The sequence below is a fragment of the Actinomyces oris genome (genome assembly GCF_006546825.1).
GTDB lineage: Bacteria > Actinomycetota > Actinomycetes > Actinomycetales > Actinomycetaceae > Actinomyces > Actinomyces oris.
The window spans coordinates 78,680-96,167 of sequence record NZ_VICC01000011.1 but is presented as its reverse complement, the minus strand read 5'-3'; the positions used below and the strand labels follow the sequence as shown (position 1 = coordinate 96,167).

Below are 17,488 nucleotides of genomic sequence, written 5' to 3'. Positions count from 1 at the left end.
AGGAGGACTCGTCGGATGTCTGATGTGGAGGGGTGGGAAGGAAAATGTGGGCTGCCAGATGTTCAGCATCTGGCAGCCCACGCTTGGGGCCCGTCCTTTATCGCAGCTACGGTGTGGGACAGGTCGCGAGTTGTATCTGGCTCAGTAGCAGTGGCAGTGGAGGTTGAACAAGGAGCCGCAATAGCCTCCCCTGTAGCCGATGCTTCGGCAGCGGTTGTTGCAGGCGTACTCGGCGCCGGGGCAACTGAAGCCCTCAGCACCTTCGATGGGGGCCTGGGTCTCGGAGGTGACGGCCTGGTTGAAGTCGGTGTCGCTCAGGGTGGTGGTGCGGCGGGTGAACTTGTCCATTGGTGTTTTCCTTTCCGGTGGTCTCCCTGGATGATTCCTTTGGGAGGCTGTGGGGGTGTGCGGGTGAGTGCGTCCGGGCACCTTCCCCGGACTGGGGGAAGACTGTGATGTGGCGTCTGAGTCTGCGTTGTGCATGTATCTGCCGCCGAGTTGGTGTCACTCTATGGGGGCGGCTCGCACAGAAATACTCACCGAAGGTAGGAAATATTCCTTCCTGTCATCCGTGAGGGGGTGAGATGCTCTTCGAGGTGTCGAGTATGATCAGTATGTGGCGTGCGGGGCCGCTTCCAAATGTCTGGAAGCGGCCCCGCACGCGATGGGGGTTAGTAGCAGCGACATGTGGCGGCGGCAAATCCTCCGCAGAATCCTCCGCGATATCCCGTGCTCAAGCAGTGGTTGTGGCACTGATGCTCGTTGAAGGGACAGGCGAAGCAATTTCTGGTTTCGAGGGGATTACGGGTCTCGGCGTTCATGGCGTCGCTGAATCTGCTGTCGCTCAGTGATTTGCAGCGTCGGGAGAACAATTCCATGTAGATCTCCTTCTTCATGCGAGTTCTGTGTGTGGGGTGAGGAAACTGTTGTCGGACAGGGGGATGCTTTCGAATCTTCGACATGTGATCAGTCCTCTGCGAGCGCCATGACCGGCGGCACCGACGCGGCCCGGCCGGCCGGGCGCAGCGAGGCCAGCAGGCCGACGGCCAGGGTCGTGGCGAACAGGGCGAGCAGTGCGAGGTAAGGGATGTGCACTGACATACCCTTAGCAGCCCCTCCCGCCGCGACCGTGCCTGCTGTGCCGAGGAGTGTTCCTATGGTGAGCCCAAGTATCCCGCCGACGAATGCGAGCAGTGTTCCTTCGGTGACGATGAGGCTCCTGATCTCTGAGCGAGGGCTGCCGGTGGCGCGCAGGACCCCGATCTCTCGAATGCGTTCCAGGACCGAGACATCCGTGGTGTTGGCCAGCCCGGACAGGGCGATGACCAGGGCGGCGCCCAGAACCAGGCAGACGATGAGGGCCATCCTCGTGATGAGGGATGACATCTGCTCGCTCGCTGACGCGCTTCCACTCACCATCATTTCTTGACCGCGGATGACCGTATTGAGGGCGTGCTCGATATCGGATGTCATGGAGTTGCCGGTAGAGCGAACCCACATGATGGTGTTGGTGGGAGTGTCGCCATTGAGGCGCTGGGCTACTGCCGGGCTGACCACGGCTCCCCACCCCTCCTGGACGCGAGCCGTCAGCTCAACACTTCCAGTTGCCCCGGTCAGGGTGACTGTGGAGCCATCTGGAATGTTATAGATGCCGCCCACAATGAGGGTCTTGTCGTCAAGGCCCTCCAGGCCGCTGGTGGACCGTGCGATGGGGGCGATGGCTTTGAGGTCGATGACGTCGACAGTGATGTCCTCCGACTTTCCGTCGACGGTCTGGGTCAGGTCGAGGGCGGGGACGTAGGTCACGTCCTTGATTCCGTTGACCGCTTTGACCTGCTTCGTCAGCTGCGCGGTATCGGTTTGCGGTGTGACGCCTAAGATTTTGGCGTCCACGGGGGAGCTGTTGCCGAGGATGGCGTCGAAGGAGGCGTTCAAGGAGGACAGGCCGACGAAGAGCGCTGACCCCACCAGGACGCAGACGAAGAGCGTGGCGGCGGTTGCGGCGGACCGCCCGGAGTTACGGGCCAGGTTGCGGGTGGCCAGCTGCAGTACCGGGAGTCGAGTATCTCCGCTGACTCTGCCGATGAAACCGATGATGGCGGTGACCAGCAGCGGAAGGGAAAGGATGGCGCCGATGGCGACGACTGTGCTCCCACAAGCTGTGAAGAAGATATCGGAGGCCTGAATGCCGAGGACGACCACGGCTGCACCGATGGCGGCGATGATGAGTCCGGCGACGGCGACCCCTATCCTTCTGCGTCCGGCCTGCTTGGTGCTTGCGACCTGTCCTGTGAGCGCCACGAGCGGTGAGATACGGGTGGCCTTGCGGGCGGGGCGGAGCACGGCGATGAAGGTGACTAGCGTTCCCAGGGCGACGGTGAGCCCGAGGGACACCGGGGAGATGGTGAGCTGATCGGCCTTGAGGTCCGCGAAGGTTCCTGAGGACACCGCGATGGCGCCGAGACCGGTCCCGAGCGCCGCGCCCAGGACGGAGCCGACCAAGCCAGTAAGGAGCCCAGTGCGCAGGACGGCGAGCATCACCTGACGTCGACTTGATCCTATGCACCGTATGAGACCGATCGTGCGAGTCTGGCGTGCCACCAGGGTGCTGAAGGTGGTGGTGATGACGATGATGGAAACGACCGCACAGAGCGGGGCCAGGAGGTTGATGATGCTCGCAATCGTTGTGCCGCCCGTCTGCGCCTGGGCGCGTTGGGCGATGGCCTCGTCACGGCTCTGAACCGATGCGGCGGGCTGGACCGCGTGAACGGTCTGAGACACCTGGGTGAGAAGTGCTCCGGTGTCCGTTCCCGGCTTCGCGTTCACGTACAGGCTGCGGTAGTCCATGCGAGCGCCCATCGTCTGGAGCTGCTCTGCGGTGGCGTAGAAGGCGCCGGTGCTGGTCTCCTTGCTGTCGGCTCCGGCGGAGATGATGCCGACCACCGTGGGAGCCGAGCGGACGGCCTTGGCGTCGTCATCATCATGGGTCCTCAAGCGGATGGTGTCGCCGACGCTGAGGCCCTGCTGCTCGGCGAGCATGGAGTCGATGGCCACCTCGCCGGTTGCCTTGGGGAGCCGACCGCTGCTCAGGGTGGTGAACTTGGTGAGTGTTGGCACGTCCTGAGCGGCGATCTGGACCCCGGCCGCGTGTCGCAGCTGCTTGGGCAGGTCGAGCCACAGCATGTCCCAGTGGGCGCCGCGGACCGAGGCGACGCCGTCGAGGGCGGAGACCCGGTTGAGGAGGTCGTCATCCAGGGCTTTCTCAGTGCTGTTCGCCCCACGACCATCCTGGACAACGACGGTGGCATCGCCTACGGACACCCGCGCGCTGGTCTGTAGCTGGGTGCGGAAGGAGTCGGAGATGATGAAGGTGAAGGCGATGAGGGCTGCGCTCATGGCTACGGCCACGAGGGCTGCCGCGGTGCGTCGCAGGTCGAGGAGGGAGGGCATTAGCGGGCCTCCATTCCTGTGGCGTAGGGGCTGCCGAAGCCGAACATCTGGGTTGCGCTGGGAGGCGCGGCGTGGCGGGCGCTGTAGACGACGGCGGGACGGGGCGCGTGGGCGGTGCTCGCCCCGGAGGCGCGGTGGGGCTCCGGTGCGGCCGCTGGGGTGATGGTCCGGCGCGCCGGCGTGGGGCCGGCCGGGGTCGTCACGGCGTCGAATCGTGCAGTGGGGTCGGGGTGGGTTGCTGGTGTCGTCATCGGTGGTGCGGGAGGAGCCGCCTGAGCGGGGGCGACGGGTGCCTGCTGGGCCGGGCGGGCGGTCGGTGCGGTGTGGGTGCCGGGGGCGTGGTGGACGGCGTCGTCGTTGGTGATGCGTCCGTCGCGTAGGCGGATGATGCGGTTGGTGGTGGCTGCGGCTTGTTCGTCGTGGGTGACCATGACGACGGTCTGACCCAGGGTCTGGCACATGTGGGCGAGGGTTTGTAGGAGGTTGGCGGCTGAGGCGGTGTCCAGGGCGCCGGTGGGCTCGTCGGCGAAGATGACTTTGGGGCGTCCTATCAGGGCGCGGGCCACGGCTACGCGCTGCTGCTGGCCGCCGGAGAGCTCGTGGGGCCGGTGGGACAGGCGGTCGGTCAGGCCCAGGACTGAGATGACGGCGTCGTACCAGTCGCGGACTGGTTTGCGGTGGGCCAGGCGCTGGGGCAGGAGGATGTTCTCCTCAGCGGTCAGGGTGGGTAGGAGGTTGAAGGACTGGAAGATGAAGCCGAGCTGGTCGCGGCGTACGGCGGTGAGCTGCTTGTCCTTCATGCCGGACAGGTCCTGTCCGGCGATGAAGACGCTGCCGGAGGTGGGGGTGTCCAGGCCGGCCAGGCAGTGCAGGAGGGTGGACTTGCCTGAGCCGGAGGGGCCCATGATGGCCGCGAACTCTCCTTCGGTGATGGTGAGGCTGACCGTGTCCAGGGCCACGACCTGGGCCTCGCCCTCGCCATAGATCTTGCTTAGCGCGCGGGCCTCAACCACCTTGTTGACGGTGGGACTGATGTGTGGAATCTGGTGCGGCATAGTGTTTCTCTTCCTTCCGGGCGGGGCCGCGGCCGGTGTGCCGCACAGTCCCCGTGATAGACGGGTGGATGCCTTGAGGCTAGGAATCGCGGAGAAGAACCGGAATGCGCCGAAGGACGGGACGTGTGAGCCCCTGTCCACCGAAAGGCGGAGGTGAGGCGGTACGAAGGTGCGGCTGCCCCGTGCCCTGGAACCAGGGCACGGGGCAGCCGCTTATCAGGCCCCATGTCAGGAGGGGAGCAAAGGGATGTCAGAGGGGAGCAGAGAGCGGGTTTTAGTCTTGGGCAAGGGCGCGGATGGGTGGGATCCTACTGGCGCTCTCCGCAGGACGCAGCGAGGCTAGGACTCCGACTGCGGTGGCAGCCAGGAGGATGCCGCCTAAGGCCAGAATTAGGGTAGGCCACGGGACTTGGAGGATTGTGAGGAAGCTCCCGGAGTTTGTGTTGAGTAGGGCGGCCACTCCTGCGATACCCACGCCGCAGCCGAGCAGGATGCCGATGCTGCCGCCCAGGAGGGCGATAAGGATGGCCTCGGTGATAAACAGAAGCCTGATTTCCTTGCGTTGGGCACCGGTGGCGCGCAGGACTCCGAGTTCGCGGGTGCGTTCCAGGACACTGATGGTGATGGTATTGGCCAGTCCGGATAGGGCGATCAGTAGCGTGAAGATCAGCATGACGCCGATCGCTATGGAAACTTGCCGAACCTGGTCGGTGAAGTTGACGCGGCCCTCTTGAGAGTCAGCGACGTATAGTCCGGTACCTGCCAAGGTCTTGCGGACGGCAGAGACGGGAAGCTGGTTGGAGGCGTCCCCGCTGGTGCGCACCCACAAGATGGAGGCGGTTGGGGCCTCTCCGACCAGCCGATTCGCGACGGCGGGCGTGATGGCAGCATCGAGTCCCTCCTTCACCCGGACGGTGAGCTCAACGCTTCCGGCAGGCCCCTTGAGGGTCACAGGTGTTCCGTCGGGGATGTTGTACATACGACTCAAGACGAGGGTCTGGTCGTCGAGAGTCTCCAGGGCTTCCTGGGAACGGAGGACTGGGGAGACCTTCTTCTGGTCGACGGCGGCAACGTTAAGGCTTTCCTCCTGGATGCCCTGGTCTTCACTGGTCATCTTGACGTCGAGCCACGGGAGAGAGGTGACATAATCCACCCCGTCAACGGCTGCAATCTTTGTGACAGTTGACGAGGGATCTTGTCCGGCTGCGAACTCTCCCACGATGATGTCGACGGGAGTATTGGAATTGACGTAGTTCTGCATGGAGGATGCAATGCCGGCCAGCCCGCTGGCCATCGTGGCTGCCACAGCGACAGCGACGAGCAGAGACGCAGTGGTCGCGGCGGACCGTTTGGGATGACGAGCCAGATTGCGGGAGGCCAAGTGGAGGATTGGTTTGTGGGTCTGGCTACAGACTGATTCGATCAGGCGAGACATTCCGATGACGAGCAGAGGAAATGCAAAGATGATTCCGAGGACGGATATCCCTGCCCCTGCCCCGATTGTCTGCAAGGAGCCCCAGGTAATCCCGCCCTGAATGAGACCAAGGCCGAGTATGGCGACGACCACACCCGCGACTGCCGTCGCCATCCGTCGTCTGCTAAGCGACTTTTGGTTGGCGGCCTGCTCGGTCAGTGCCACAAGTGGAGATACTCGAGTGGCCTGGCGCGCCGTTCTCAAGACGGAGACCAAGGTCATCACTGTGCCGACAAGGAGCGCCAAGGCGAACGCTGTCCAGGAGATGGTCAGGTGGCGGGGTTTGACGCTCTCGATGATGCCGAGATGGATCACCGGAACCGCTATGGCGGCGCCGATGATAGCCCCCGCTACGGATCCAGTCAGCCCGGTGAACAGAGCTGTGCGCAGCACAGAACCCATGATCTGGCCGCGGCTGGCGCCGACACAGCGCAGCAGCCCGATCTGGCGGGTCTGACGCGCCATGAGCGTCGTGAAGGTTGTGGCGATGACGATCCCGGACACGACCACGCACACCGGGGCGATGATTTGCAGAAGGGTGAGTGTCTTCGAAGCAGTGGCGTCAGAACTCGCGGCACGCATGGTGATGATGTCGGAGGCAGTGTAGGCTTGCGCGCCAGGCTGCGTAGCGGCCAGAACCTCGGTGACGGAACTGAGAAGCTCCTTGTCACTGGTTCCCGCCTGCGCGGTGACATAAAGGATGGTGGGGCCATCAGGAAGCCCCATTGCGGCTTGTGCCTCTCCAGTAGCGAAGATGTAGGGGGTGTCGTCAGTATCGCCCCGTGTGATGTCGGCCGCCGGCTGGACCACGCCTACGATGCTGACTGTTGTGGGGGAGGCATCCTTGGAAGCCTTCAGGCTCAGGGTGCTGCCGACTTTTACGCCCTGCCGACGCTCTAGGACGGCGGGTGCGACAGCGATCTCGTTAGCGGTTTGCGGCAGTCGCCCCTCTGTTAAACGGGTACCGCCCGTGAGCTTCGGTACATTCAGGACAATGAGACCGCTTTCTTGTCCTGTGCCCGCGCGGCTGGCTTGAACCCCTCCGTCGACATAGGGGCGTACGGACGCAACTCCGCCAGCTGCGGAGACCTCTCGCACAGCCTGGTCGGAGATCCTGCCGCTGGCAGTGTCGCCGCTAGAGCCTGCTAGAACTACCACGTCGGCGTCACCGACACTGGCGCGGGCGCTCTCGGTGATCCTGGTCCGAACGGAGTCGGAGACGATGAAGACGAAGACGATGAGGGCCGCGCTCATGGCCACCGCCACGAAGGCGGCAGCACTGCGGCGTAGATCGAGCAGGGCGGGCATCAGCAGTCCTCTTCTCGTTGTTCTTTCCCAGCAAGAGCCACGGTTGATGAGTCGCCTGGTCCCGGGGAGTCGGTGGATACCTTGAGGCTAGGAATCGCGGAGAAGAACCGGAATGCGTCGAAGGGACGGACTGCGGCCGGCGTCTCCGCCTTTTGGGTGACGGCGGCCGCTCAGCCGTACTTCGAACGTGACCCCCACTCACTTCGACCAAAACTTCATAGAAGACGCGGAGCCGTGTCGTTTATGAAGTTTTGGTCGAAGTGAGGCGCCCTGACCCCGCCGGATCGTGTCCCGGCTCTCAGTGTGAGGTGGCCTGAAGATGTTTCGGTCCTCCCGCTGCGGCGGGCCAACCGTTAGCCTGACCCCGTGACGAATCTTCCCGCCGCCGCCCCGGCCCCCCTGCCGGGGTTCGTGCCCCGCGACCGGACGCTCCTCATGGGCGTCCTCAACGTCACCCCCGACTCCTTCTCCGACGGCGGCCGCTGGGCCGACCCCGAGGCGGCCGTCGCCCACGCCCGCGAGCTCATCGGCCAGGGCGCCGACATCATCGACGTCGGCGGGGAGTCCACCCGCCCCGGCGCCCAGAGGGTCGACGTCGACACCGAGATCTCCCGGGTCCTGCCCGTGGTGCGCGCGCTCCTCGCCGACGGGGCAGGCAGTGCCGACGGGGCCGGCGCCTCCGGCAGCGCCATCGTCTCGGTGGACACCATCCACGCCGCCACCGCCGAGGCCGCCATCGACGCCGGCGCCCACATCATCAACGACGTCTCCGGGGGCCTGGCCGACCCCGCCATGCACGGCCTCATCGCCCGTACCGGCGTCGTCTACGTCTGCCAGCACTGGCGCGGCGACCCCGAGACCATGGACCGGCTCACCGACTACCCCGACGGCGTCGTCGCCGGAGTCGAGGCCGAGCTGCGTGAGCGCCTGGCCGAGCTGGACGCCGCCGGGGTGGACCGCTCCCAGGTGGTCCTGGACCCCGGCCTCGGCTTCGCCAAGACCCACGCCCAGTCCTGGGAGCTGCTGGCGGCCACCTCCCGCCTCATCGCCGACCTGGGCCGGCCCCTCCTGGTCGGTTCCTCCCGCAAGCGCTTCCTGGCCCAGGCCGCTGAGGCCGAGGCCACCCCCGTCCAGCGCGACGCCGTCACCGCCGCTACCACCGCCCTGGCCGCCGCCGCCGGCGCCTGGGCCGTCAGAGTCCACGAGGTCCCGGCCAACCGGGCCGCCGTCCGCACCGCCTCCCTCTGGAAGGAACACCAGTGAGCACCACCGTCTCCGCGACCACCGACCGGATCAGCCTCATCGGCCTGTCCGCCCGTGGCCACCACGGCGTCCTGCCCTTCGAACGCGAGGAGGGCCAGCTCTTCACGGTCGACGTCATCCTCGACCTGGGGCAGCGCGGCACCGCCGTGGCCGCCGTCACCGACTCGGTGACCGACGCCGTTGACTACTCCCGCGTGGCCAACGGCATCGTGAGCATCATCGAGGGGGAGCCGGTCAACCTCATCGAGTCCCTGGCGGACCGGATCGCCGAGCGGGTCCTGTCCTTCCCCCGCGTCGTGGCCGCCGAGGTCACCGTGCACAAGCCCGAGGCGCCCCTCGACGTCGCCTTCGAGGACGTCTCGGTGACCATCCACCGGGTGGCCGACGCCGCAGCCGGCCACGGCGGAGCCCCCGCCACCAGCCAGGCCGCCTGGGCTGCGCAGGCCGAGGCGCCGGTGGCCGTCTCCGCCCAGCCCTACGCCTCCCCCTCATCCTCGGCCTCCCCGGTGGCCGCAGCCTCCCCAGCGGCGCCCGCCTACGAGCCCCCTGCCGCCCCCGCGGCACCCGCGGCACCCATCGTCTCGGAGGTCCCCGACTTCTCGGGCGCCTCCTTCACGGGCGGCGACGCCGCTCCGGCCGCGTTGGCCTCCGAGGCCCCTATCACCCCGACTCCCTCGCCGGCCTCGCCGATGGAGGCGCCGGCTCGCTCGCCCTTCGCGGCCGCCGCGCCCTCGGTCCCCACGCCGATGCCGACCGAGCCCGGTACTCCCGGCGGGAGCGCCGAGTCGACCCAGCCGTGGGTGCCGGACTGGGCCACCGAGAGCGCGGACTCCTCCGCCTCATCGGCGCCCGCCTGGGCCCCGGAGGCACCCGAGGCCCCGGAGGCCACCGGCCTGCCCTCCGGTGAGTCTGCCGGTGAGTCTGCCGATTCCTACTCCGCGTCGAGCGCGCTGGACGCCCCCTCGACCAGCGCCCCCACCGCGGCCTCTGCCAGCAGAACCGCCGGCGCCGACGGGTTCGTGAGCCTGGCGGCCGAGGCTCTGGGTGCGGCGCCCGCCCCCAGCGAGCCGGAGCCCGGTGCCCTCAGCTATGCCGAGGAGGTTGCTGCTGACGCCTCCGCAGCGGCCTCGTCCGAACCGGCTCCCGCCGCCGACGGCCTTGCTGTCCAGCTGCCCCACGAGGGCCGCCACGTCGCCTCCTCCGAGGAGGGCGAGGACCAGTCCGCCCCCGCCGTCGAGGGCTCCGCGGACCTTCTGGGCGGGCCCGTCGCCTTCGACGAGTCCGGCTCCTACAGCGGCGCCGCCTCCAGCCAGGCCAGTGATGCCGGGGCCGCCCCCGAGGCGGCGGGCGCCGACGCGTCCGGCTTCGCCTTCCCCGCACTGGGCGGGGACGCCACCGCCTCCGGGACCGCCGGCGCCTCCGGGGTCGCCGACGCCGACGGCCTCATGGGAGCCTCCTCCGTCCCGGCCTCCCAGCCCCTGGGCGAGCCCGGGCCCAGCCCCTTCGCCGTTCCCGGTGAGCTTCCCGGGGCCGCGGGCCAGGAGGGTGTGGCACCGGCCTCCTCCGAGCCCTCCTACTCCCAGCCCTCCGTCTCCGAGGACTTCTCTCAGCCCGCTGAGGGCTCGTACGCCGCGCCGTCGGCGCAGCCCGACTTCCTGGGCGCCCCCGGCGCAGCACCAGCTCCCGCCGCACCTGAAGCCCCGGCGGCTCTCGCCGCTCCGGTCGACCCGCTCTCCGAGCGGCCCACCCGCCCCGTGGGCGTCGTCTTCGGCCTGGGCGCCAACGTCGGTGGAGTCGTGGACTCCCTGCGCACGGCCGTCCAGAGCCTCAAGGCCACCGAGGGCATCGAGGTCACGCAGGTGGCGCCGCTGGCCCGCACGATCGCCGTCGTCGCCGAGGGCGCCGAGCCCCAGCCCGACTACCTCAACACGGTGGTCACGGCCATGACGACCCTCGCCCCGCGCGAGCTGCTCGAGGTCTGCCAGACCCTGGAGATCGCGGCCGGGCGCGTGCGCACCGAGCCGTGGGGCGTGCGCACCCTGGACGTCGACCTCATCGAGGTCGAGGGTGTCACCTCCTCCGACCCGGCCCTGTCCCTGCCGCACCCGCGTGCCGCCGAGCGCGCCTTCGTCCTCGTGCCGTGGAGCCATGCCGACCCCTTCGCCGAGCTGGCCGGGCGCTCCGTGTCCGAGCTCGCCGAGAACGCCCCCGACCGCGGTGGCCTGCGCTGGCTGGCCTTCGACTGGCTCGACTCCGAGTCCCTGCCGGACAAGCCCACCGGCCCCTACGTGGAGCCGCCGGTGGAGCAGGACGCCGCAGGCTCCGAGCCGGGCCTGGTCTACGACGCCACCCGGGATGAGTCCTCCGTGGCCGACGCCTCCCTGGCCGCCGACTACGCCGGCAGCATCGCCGAGGCCTCATCGGCCGCCCCGGAGCCGGCCCCCGCGCAGCCCCTCGGTGACCAGGGGCAGGCCGAGTCCTCCCCCTTCGGGCAGCTGCCTTTCGACACCTCCAACGGGGCGGGCTCCTGGGCCGAGCAGGCCCCGCAGGTCGACTCGCCCTACCAGGCGGCCTCGGCCCCCGAGGCGGCCGGACCGCAGGGCTCCTACGCCCCCGGTCTCTCAGCCGGGCCGGACGGGGTCTCCCACGGCCAGCAGGATGAGGCCGCCGGGGACGCCTGGAAGTCCCCGCTCCAGTGGAATGACGTCATCGGTGGTGGCGCCCAGGGGACAGGTCCCCGTCAGGACGTCTGATGCGGCGCACCCGCTGGACCAGCGCCGTCACCTGGTTCATCGCCGCCGCGGTGACCTCCTGGGTGGTCGGTGACCTCCTGCTGCGCCACGTCGGCTGGGTCCCGGTCCTCTCCCCCTGGGGGGCGGTGACCGCGCTGGTCATTGCGGGCATCGTCCTGGTGGCAGGTCTGGCGGTCAGGCGGCTGCGTGCGCGCGAGCGCACCTGGATCACCCCGACCGGTGCCGCCACCACGGCGGCCGCCGCCCAGGCCTCCGCCATCGTGGGGGCGGTGCTCGGCGGCGTCTACGGCGGCGGGATCATCCTGGCGCTGGTGACGCCGCGCTCGCCGGCCATGACCCACCTGGCCTGGACCTCGACCGGCTGCCTGATCGCCTGCCTCGTGTGGTGCGTCGTCGGCTTCGTCGTCGAGCAGTGGTGCTCCATCTCCGGTGACGGCGACGACGACGGCTCGGCCGGTCCCGCCGGGCGGGCCCCCGAAGGACCAGGAGCCCCCGCATGACCAGTCCCGGAACAGGTCCCGGTGCGATGCCCGGTACCGGCCCCGCCGCACCTGCTGCCCCCGCTGGCCCAGCCTCGGCACCCGGCCGCGCCGGTGAGCCGGCCACGCGACCACCCGCCGGCGCCGACCCCTTCGCCCCCGACGGCGTCGTCTTCCACCCGGTCTCCCACCGCCTCATCACCGCCCGCATCCTGGGGGTCGGTCTCTTCTGCGCCGTCGTCATCATCGGCTTCGCCATCCCCGGGGTGCTCGTCTCCTCCGGATACTTCATCCCGGCGGGGGTCTTCGCGGCGCTGTTCCTCTGGCAGCTCTGGCTCATTCCGCGCCAGGTACGGGCCATGGGCTACGCCCTGGCCGACAACCACCTCCTGTGGCGCCACGGCGTCATGTTCCGCTCCATCACCGTCACCCCCTACGGGCGCATGCAGTTCGTGGACACCTCCCAGGGGCCGCTGGCCCGCTGGCTGGGCATCGCCGAGGTCAAGCTCCACACGGCCTCGGCCAGCACCGACGCCACGATCAACGGGCTACCGGTGGCCGAGGCCGAGCGCCTGCGCCAGGTCCTGTCCCAGCGCGGTGAGGAGAGGATGGCCGGGCTGTGAGCCCCAGCTGGGAGAGCCGGCTGGAGGCCGCCCGTAAGGCAAGGACGGACGTCGCGGGGGAGAGCGGGCCCGCCGCCTCTCGGGATCTGCCCCTGCCCGAGAATGTCACCTGGCACCGGGTCAGCTTCGTCACGCCGGTGCTGGAGGGCTGGAAGATCGTCACCGGTGTCCTGGCCTTCGTCACGGTCCAGAACCTCGACGAGCTGGTGCGCGCCTACCGCTTCATCTCCGAGCACGGCTTCACCCTCGGCGGGGGGATCGGCTATTACCTGCTCGGCCTGATCGCGTTCATCGCCCTGTGGGTGGGGCTCGGGCTGCTCAGCTGGTGGCGGCGCGCCTACGCCGTGGATGCCGACGGCGTCTACCTGCGCTCGGGCATCCTCAGCCGCAAGCTGCGCACGGCCCGTCTGCCGCGCATCCAGTCGGTCGACGTCGTTCACCCCCTACTCGGGCGCATCTTCGGTCTGGGGCAGCTGACCGTCGAGGTCGCCGGGGGCCGGGACTCACGGGTCGTCATCGGATTCCTCACCACCCGCGAGCTTCAGACCCTGCGCGACCGCATCCTCGACCTGGCCGCCGGACAGATCGACCTGGCCGGCCCCGCTGTAGAGGGTGGCGCCGTCGGGGCGGGCGCAGCGGGCCACGACACCGGCGGCATCGACGATGCCGCTTCCGCCGTCAGGGCCGAGGGCCTCACGCCGGAAGGGGCGCCGGGCGCGGAGGGCGCCCCCGGACAGTGCGCCGTGCCGATGCGGGCCTCCCACTTCCAGGAGCACCCGCTCTACAGCGTCGATGGTGCCACCCTCCTGGGGTCCCTGCTGCGCAGCTCCTCGGTCTATGTGCTCGGGCTGGCGGTCATCGGCATGCTATCGGTAGGGATCCTCCTCGTCATCTCGGACTCCATGACCGGGGGCGAAGCGCTGACGATCATCTCGTCCTACATCACGATCGTCATCGGGGCGGCGACCATGGTGTGGAGCCAGTTCAACAGCGCCTGGAACTTCCAGGCCGCTGCGACCCCCAGCGGCATCCGCATGAGCTACGGCCTCACCTCCGAGACCTCCCGGACGCTGCCTCCCGGGCGGGTCCACGGCGTCGGGATCGCTCAGCCGATCCTGTGGCGCGGCAAGGACTGGTGGAAGGTGAACGTCACCGTGGCCGGCCGCGAGGACCGGTCCCAGGACGGGCAGAACCGGCAGTTCGGCAACCTGCTGCTGCCCGTGGGGGTGCGCGACACCGCCCTGCGCGCGCTGTGGCTCGTGGTCCCCGACCTGGGGGTTCCCGACCCCGACAGGCTGCTCACCCAGGCCCTCACCGGCCGCGACGATGACGGCGTCGGCGATCAGCAGGCCCCGGCGGGCTCGGCCGAACGCGGCTTCGTGCGCATCAGCAGCCGCGGACGGCTCTTCCGCCCCTTGACCTGGCGGCGCGCAGCCATCGCCCTCACCGACACCTGCGTCATCATCCGCCACGGCCGCTGGCGGCGGCGAGTGGCCGTCTTCCCCTACGAACGCATCCAGTCCCTGCGCGTGCGCCAGGGGCCGCTGGCGCGCCGGCGGGGTCTGGCCTCCCTCCGACTCGACATGGTCGCCCAGGAGGTCCCCGCCTCGATCACCAACCTCGATGCCGCCGACGCCAAGGCCCTCGCGGCGCGCATCAGCCAGCGGGCGCTGCACCGGGCCCGCGCCGAGCAGCTCGACCGGTGGCTCGCGCGCGCCGTCGCCGCTACGCAGCCTGCCGGGCCCTCAGTGCGCTAGCTCCTGTTGCGTATGTCCGGGCGGAGGCCGGTTCTCGCCAGTGGCCGACATCGCGGTCGTACCTGAGGGCTCGCGTTCGAGGGGTAGAGGGTACGAACGCGAGCCCTCAGGCACGAACACGCGTACGCTTCACCTCACTTTCGCAACAGGCCCTAGCTGCGCAGGGTGTCGCGCAGGCGCAGGGCCTGCTCGGCGGTCAGGCGCCCGGTGGCCTCGCATCGCTCGGTGGTGGCCGCGGCCAGCTGCCGGTAGGAGGCGACCACGTCGTCGAGGCCCCGCCCCTGGCTGTCACGCAGCGTGGAGAGTGCCTCCAGGTGGGCGGCCACCGTTCCGGCGTCGCCCCGGGAGACCGGACCGGTCAGGCCCGCCTCGCCCTCGTGCAGGGCTCGGTCCAGGGCCGCCGTGAGCAGGGGGCCGAGCGTGGCCGCACCGTCCTCGACCCCGGCGGCCGCCAGCACCCGCACGGCCTGCGTCACCACGGTTAGCAGGTGGTTGGCACCGTGGGCGAGGGCCGCGTGGTAGGCAGGGCGTGCCGACTCCTCCAGGACGAAGGGCTCCCCGCCGAGCTCGACCACCAGCGCCTGCGCGATCGGCAGCACCGCCGCGGGCGCAGTCACAGCCATCGGGCAGCCGACGAGCCGGGCCACATCCGTGGAGAACCCGGAGAAGGTCATCGCCGGGTGGATCGCCAACGGGATCGCCCCGCAGCTCTGAGCCGGGGCGAGCACGGCGGCGCCGTAGCGCCCCGAGGTGTGGGCCACCAGCTGGCCCGGCTGCCAGCGCCCCAGGTCCGCCAGGCCCTGGACGAGCGGTTCGAGGGCGTCGTCGGGGACGGCCAATAGGACCAGCTCGGCGCGCTCGACGATCTCCTCGACCTCCAGGACCGGCACGCCGGGCAGCAGCATCTCGGCGCGCTCGCGCGACTCCTCCGAGACCGCGTGGACGCCGACGACCTGGTGCTCCACCGCCCGCAGCGCGCAGCCCAGGACCGCCCCGACGCGCCCGGCGGAGATGATGCCAACGCCCAGCCGGCCCGGCCTGCTCGGGCTAGTTGGGGCGGCCGGGACCCGGTCCGCGTTCTCGCCGCCTGTACCTGGGCCCGTGCCATTGATGTCGCTCATGCCCCGATGCTCTCATGCCTGCCACCTGCCCCGGCCTGGAGTGAGCCATCAAGGCGAATCTGTCAATTTTGGCGACTTTTCAGCCGGCCGCAGGCGGCCCGTCGTTCAAGGCGACCCCGGTGATCTGCGGAAACGTGAATCGAGATGGCTTGGTTGCTCGTATTTGGCGCGGAAAAGTCGCCACCGTGGACACTTTCACCTTCCCGCGTGGGTCACCGGCCCGGGTGGGGCGACTAGCGTGGGGCACGTGAGCACTGAACCCGCACCGACGCCTGTTCCCGCCCCCCGATCCGCCGGCGCCGCAACCGTCCTCGCCCGCAGCCGCGCCGACCTCGCCGCCGCCCTGGCCGAGGCCCCGGACCCCCGGGCGGTCGTCATGACGATGGGCGCCCTCCACGAGGGCCACTTCGACCTCGTGCGCGAGGCCGCCCGGCGCGTCGGGCCGACCGGCACCGTCGTGGTCACCATCTTCGTCAACCCCCTGCAGTTCGCCCCCACCGAGGACCTCGACGCCTACCCGCGCGACCTCGAGGGCGACCTGGCCGGACTGGCCCGCACCCTCACCGGCGCCGACGGCACCCTCGGTGTGGGACGGCTCATCGTCTTCGCCCCCACCCCGGAGGTCATCTATCCCTCCGGGCAGCCGGCGGTGCGCATCGACCCCGGCCCCATCGCCACTGTCCTGGAGGGCCGCACCCGCCCCACCCACTTCGCCGGCGTGTGCCAGGTGGTGCTCACCCTCATGCACCTGACCGCCCCGCGCTGGGCGCTGTTCGGCCGCAAGGACGCCCAGCAGCTGGCGATCATCGAGTCCATGGTGCGCGACCTCGCCGTCCCGCTGGAGATCGTGCCGGTCGACATCCGCCGCGAGAGCGACGGCCTGGCCATGAGCTCACGCAACGCCTACCTCAGCCCCGAGCAGCGCCACCAGGCCTTGGCCCTGTCCCGCGCACTCCAGGCCGGCCGGGACGCCGCCGCGCAGGTCACCGGCACCCGGCCCGACCCCGCCGCCATCCGCCAGGCCGCCCTGGCCTCCCTGGAGGCGGCCGACGGTGTTGAGATCGACTACGTGGCCCTCGTCGCCCCGGACAGCTTCGAGGACCTGGCGGGCGCCGGCCTCGGCCTGCCGCGCAGTGAGCCTGCGGGGGAGGACAAGGGGGAGGGGCTGCCCGCCGTGGGGCTGCTGGCTGTTGCCGCGCGCGTGGGCACCACCCGCCTCATCGACAACACCCTCATCGACCTGCGCCCCTGAGTCCGGCCGCTCAGGCTCGCTCTGGGGGCCCGGCTCGCCCGGGTGCTTGCGCGGGGCCAGTCGCCGTGAACCGGGTTCGGCCCCGCGCGAGAACGCACACGCGTCCCCGAGGACGCACCCTCGAGCGACAGACCCTGCGCCCTATGGGGTGTTCTCGACAGCTAGCGGGCCGGCGCGGCTCCGCACAGCCCTGAGCGTCTCGCGCGTGCCCGCCCTGAGCGCGCCGATGAGCCCAGCCTGTCAGGTCGCTCACCCTGTGCCGCACCGTACAGTGCGCCGGGCCCGGCGCCGTCTACGCTGTGCGGCGATGAGTTCCCGCACCCGGACGATGATGACGTCCAAGATTCACCGCGCCACCGTGACCCAGGCCGACCTCGACTACGTCGGCTCCATCACGGTGGACATCGACCTGCTCGAGGCGGCCGACCTGCTGCCCGGTGAGCGCGTCGACATCTGCAACTGCACCAACGGCAACCGCCTGTCCACCTACGTCATCCCCGGCGAGCGCGGCGCAGGCGAGATCTGCGTCAACGGCGCCGCCGCCCACCTGGTCAGCCCCGGTGATGTTGTCATCCTCATCGCCTACTCCCAGATGTCCGACGCCGAGGCCCGCACCTACCTGCCCCGGGTCGTCTTCGTCGACGAGGCCAACCGGATCGTGGAGCGGGGCACCGACCCCGGCCAGATCCCGGCCGACTCCGACGTCGCCCGCCTCCAGGGCCTGCGGCCCACCGGGATCCCCCTGGCCGAGGCCCGCGCCTAACCGCGCCGCGCCTGAGCCGGGTGCCGGTCAAGGGCGAGGCCCTGGGCCCCGCCTGGTTCCCGGCCGAGTACTGCGTGTCCGTGCGCCGCAGCCGGAAGGGAGAGGAAGTCGTGACCGGGGCCGCCGTCGTGCCCACCTGGATCTGACCGGAGGAACCGCCGCCCGGTGTGACCAGGATCGGATGTGGATC

13 protein-coding genes and 1 pseudogene are annotated in these 17,488 nt (G+C 69.7%); 8 read left to right on the top strand and 6 right to left on the bottom strand.

Annotated elements, in window-relative coordinates; translation table 11 throughout:
- Positions 1–141: 141 nt before the first annotated feature.
- From FK267_RS13260 to FK267_RS13240, 5 genes and pseudogenes are all read right to left on the bottom strand, one after another.
- Positions 142–348, bottom strand: coding sequence for an actinodefensin (locus FK267_RS13260; RefSeq protein WP_141407488.1), 207 nt, complete (start codon positions 346–348; stop codon positions 142–144).
- A gap of 323 nt (positions 349–671) precedes the next feature.
- A complete protein-coding gene (locus FK267_RS13875; RefSeq protein ID WP_428839591.1) occupies positions 672–878 on the bottom strand; it encodes an actinodefensin in 207 nt (68 codons plus the stop codon).
- A gap of 88 nt (positions 879–966) precedes the next feature.
- Positions 967–3,450, bottom strand: coding sequence for an FtsX-like permease family protein (locus FK267_RS13250; protein ID WP_141407486.1), 2,484 nt, complete (start codon positions 3,448–3,450; stop codon positions 967–969).
- Between the two features lie 353 nt (positions 3,451–3,803).
- Positions 3,804–4,505: pseudogene (locus FK267_RS13245) on the bottom strand (ABC transporter ATP-binding protein); the annotation flags it as partial.
- Between the two features lie 274 nt (positions 4,506–4,779).
- On the bottom strand, positions 4,780–7,287 hold the full coding sequence (locus FK267_RS13240) for an FtsX-like permease family protein (RefSeq protein ID WP_141407484.1): 2,508 nt from the start codon (positions 7,285–7,287) through the stop codon (positions 4,780–4,782).
- A 366-nt stretch (positions 7,288–7,653) separates the two neighbouring features.
- Between FK267_RS13240 and folP the strand changes: the two genes are divergently transcribed.
- The 5 genes from folP to FK267_RS13215 are packed head-to-tail and all read left to right on the top strand — an operon-like array spanning position 7,654 to position 14,162.
- Positions 7,654–8,550, top strand: coding sequence for a dihydropteroate synthase (gene folP / locus FK267_RS13235; protein ID WP_141407483.1), 897 nt, complete (start codon positions 7,654–7,656; stop codon positions 8,548–8,550).
- On the top strand, positions 8,547–11,303 hold the full coding sequence (gene folK / locus FK267_RS13770) for a 2-amino-4-hydroxy-6-hydroxymethyldihydropteridine diphosphokinase (RefSeq protein ID WP_141407482.1): 2,757 nt from the start codon (positions 8,547–8,549) through the stop codon (positions 11,301–11,303). The genes folP and folK overlap by 4 nt, the downstream gene beginning before the upstream one ends.
- Positions 11,303–11,803 (top strand): DUF3180 family protein, encoded by a 501-nt coding sequence (locus FK267_RS13225; protein WP_003789139.1) that lies wholly within the window; start codon positions 11,303–11,305, stop codon positions 11,801–11,803. Before folK ends, FK267_RS13225 begins: the two co-directional genes overlap by 1 nt.
- Entirely contained in the window at positions 11,800–12,405 is a 606-nt protein-coding gene (locus FK267_RS13220; protein WP_141407481.1) for a PH domain-containing protein, read from the top strand. The genes FK267_RS13225 and FK267_RS13220 overlap by 4 nt, the downstream gene beginning before the upstream one ends.
- Positions 12,402–14,162, top strand: a complete 1,761-nt coding sequence (locus FK267_RS13215; RefSeq protein ID WP_141407480.1) for a PH domain-containing protein — start codon at positions 12,402–12,404, stop codon at positions 14,160–14,162. The genes FK267_RS13220 and FK267_RS13215 overlap by 4 nt, the downstream gene beginning before the upstream one ends.
- Before the next feature lie 152 nt (positions 14,163–14,314).
- On the opposite strand, the gene FK267_RS13210 is transcribed toward FK267_RS13215, so the two are convergent.
- Entirely contained in the window at positions 14,315–15,283 is a 969-nt protein-coding gene (locus FK267_RS13210) for a Rossmann-like and DUF2520 domain-containing protein (RefSeq protein WP_198498105.1), read from the bottom strand.
- A 238-nt stretch (positions 15,284–15,521) separates the two neighbouring features.
- On the opposite strand from FK267_RS13210, the gene panC reads away from it, so the two are divergent.
- From panC to FK267_RS13765, 3 genes are all read left to right on the top strand, one after another.
- Positions 15,522–16,535 (top strand): pantoate--beta-alanine ligase, encoded by a 1,014-nt coding sequence (panC, locus tag FK267_RS13205; protein ID WP_141407479.1) that lies wholly within the window; start codon positions 15,522–15,524, stop codon positions 16,533–16,535.
- Positions 16,536–16,842: 307 nt separating this feature from the next.
- Positions 16,843–17,298: an aspartate 1-decarboxylase gene (gene panD, locus FK267_RS13200; RefSeq protein WP_003789149.1), complete on the top strand. Its 456-nt coding sequence runs from the start codon at positions 16,843–16,845 to the stop codon at positions 17,296–17,298.
- 20 nt (positions 17,299–17,318) lie between these two features.
- Positions 17,319–17,444 (top strand): hypothetical protein, encoded by a 126-nt coding sequence (locus tag FK267_RS13765; protein WP_269781163.1) that lies wholly within the window; start codon positions 17,319–17,321, stop codon positions 17,442–17,444.
- Positions 17,445–17,488: the final 44 nt, after the last annotated feature.

Bases quoted from the DNA above. Each gene is read 5' to 3' on its own strand.
- FK267_RS13260 (WP_141407488.1), bottom strand. From the start codon at position 348: ATGGACAAGTTCACCCGCCGCACCACCACCCTGAGCGACACCGACTTC.
- FK267_RS13875 (WP_428839591.1), bottom strand. From the start codon at position 878: ATGGAATTGTTCTCCCGACGCTGCAAATCACTGAGCGACAGCAGATTC.
- FK267_RS13250 (WP_141407486.1), bottom strand. From the start codon at position 3,450: ATGCCCTCCCTCCTCGACCTGCGACGCACCGCGGCAGCCCTCGTGGCC.
- FK267_RS13240 (WP_141407484.1), bottom strand. From the start codon at position 7,287: ATGCCCGCCCTGCTCGATCTACGCCGCAGTGCTGCCGCCTTCGTGGCG.
- FK267_RS13225 (WP_003789139.1), top strand. From the start codon at position 11,303: ATGCGGCGCACCCGCTGGACCAGCGCCGTCACCTGGTTCATCGCCGCC.
- FK267_RS13220 (WP_141407481.1), top strand. From the start codon at position 11,800: ATGACCAGTCCCGGAACAGGTCCCGGTGCGATGCCCGGTACCGGCCCC.
- FK267_RS13210 (WP_198498105.1), bottom strand. From the start codon at position 15,283: ATGAGCGACATCAATGGCACGGGCCCAGGTACAGGCGGCGAGAACGCG.
- panD (WP_003789149.1), top strand. From the start codon at position 16,843: ATGAGTTCCCGCACCCGGACGATGATGACGTCCAAGATTCACCGCGCC.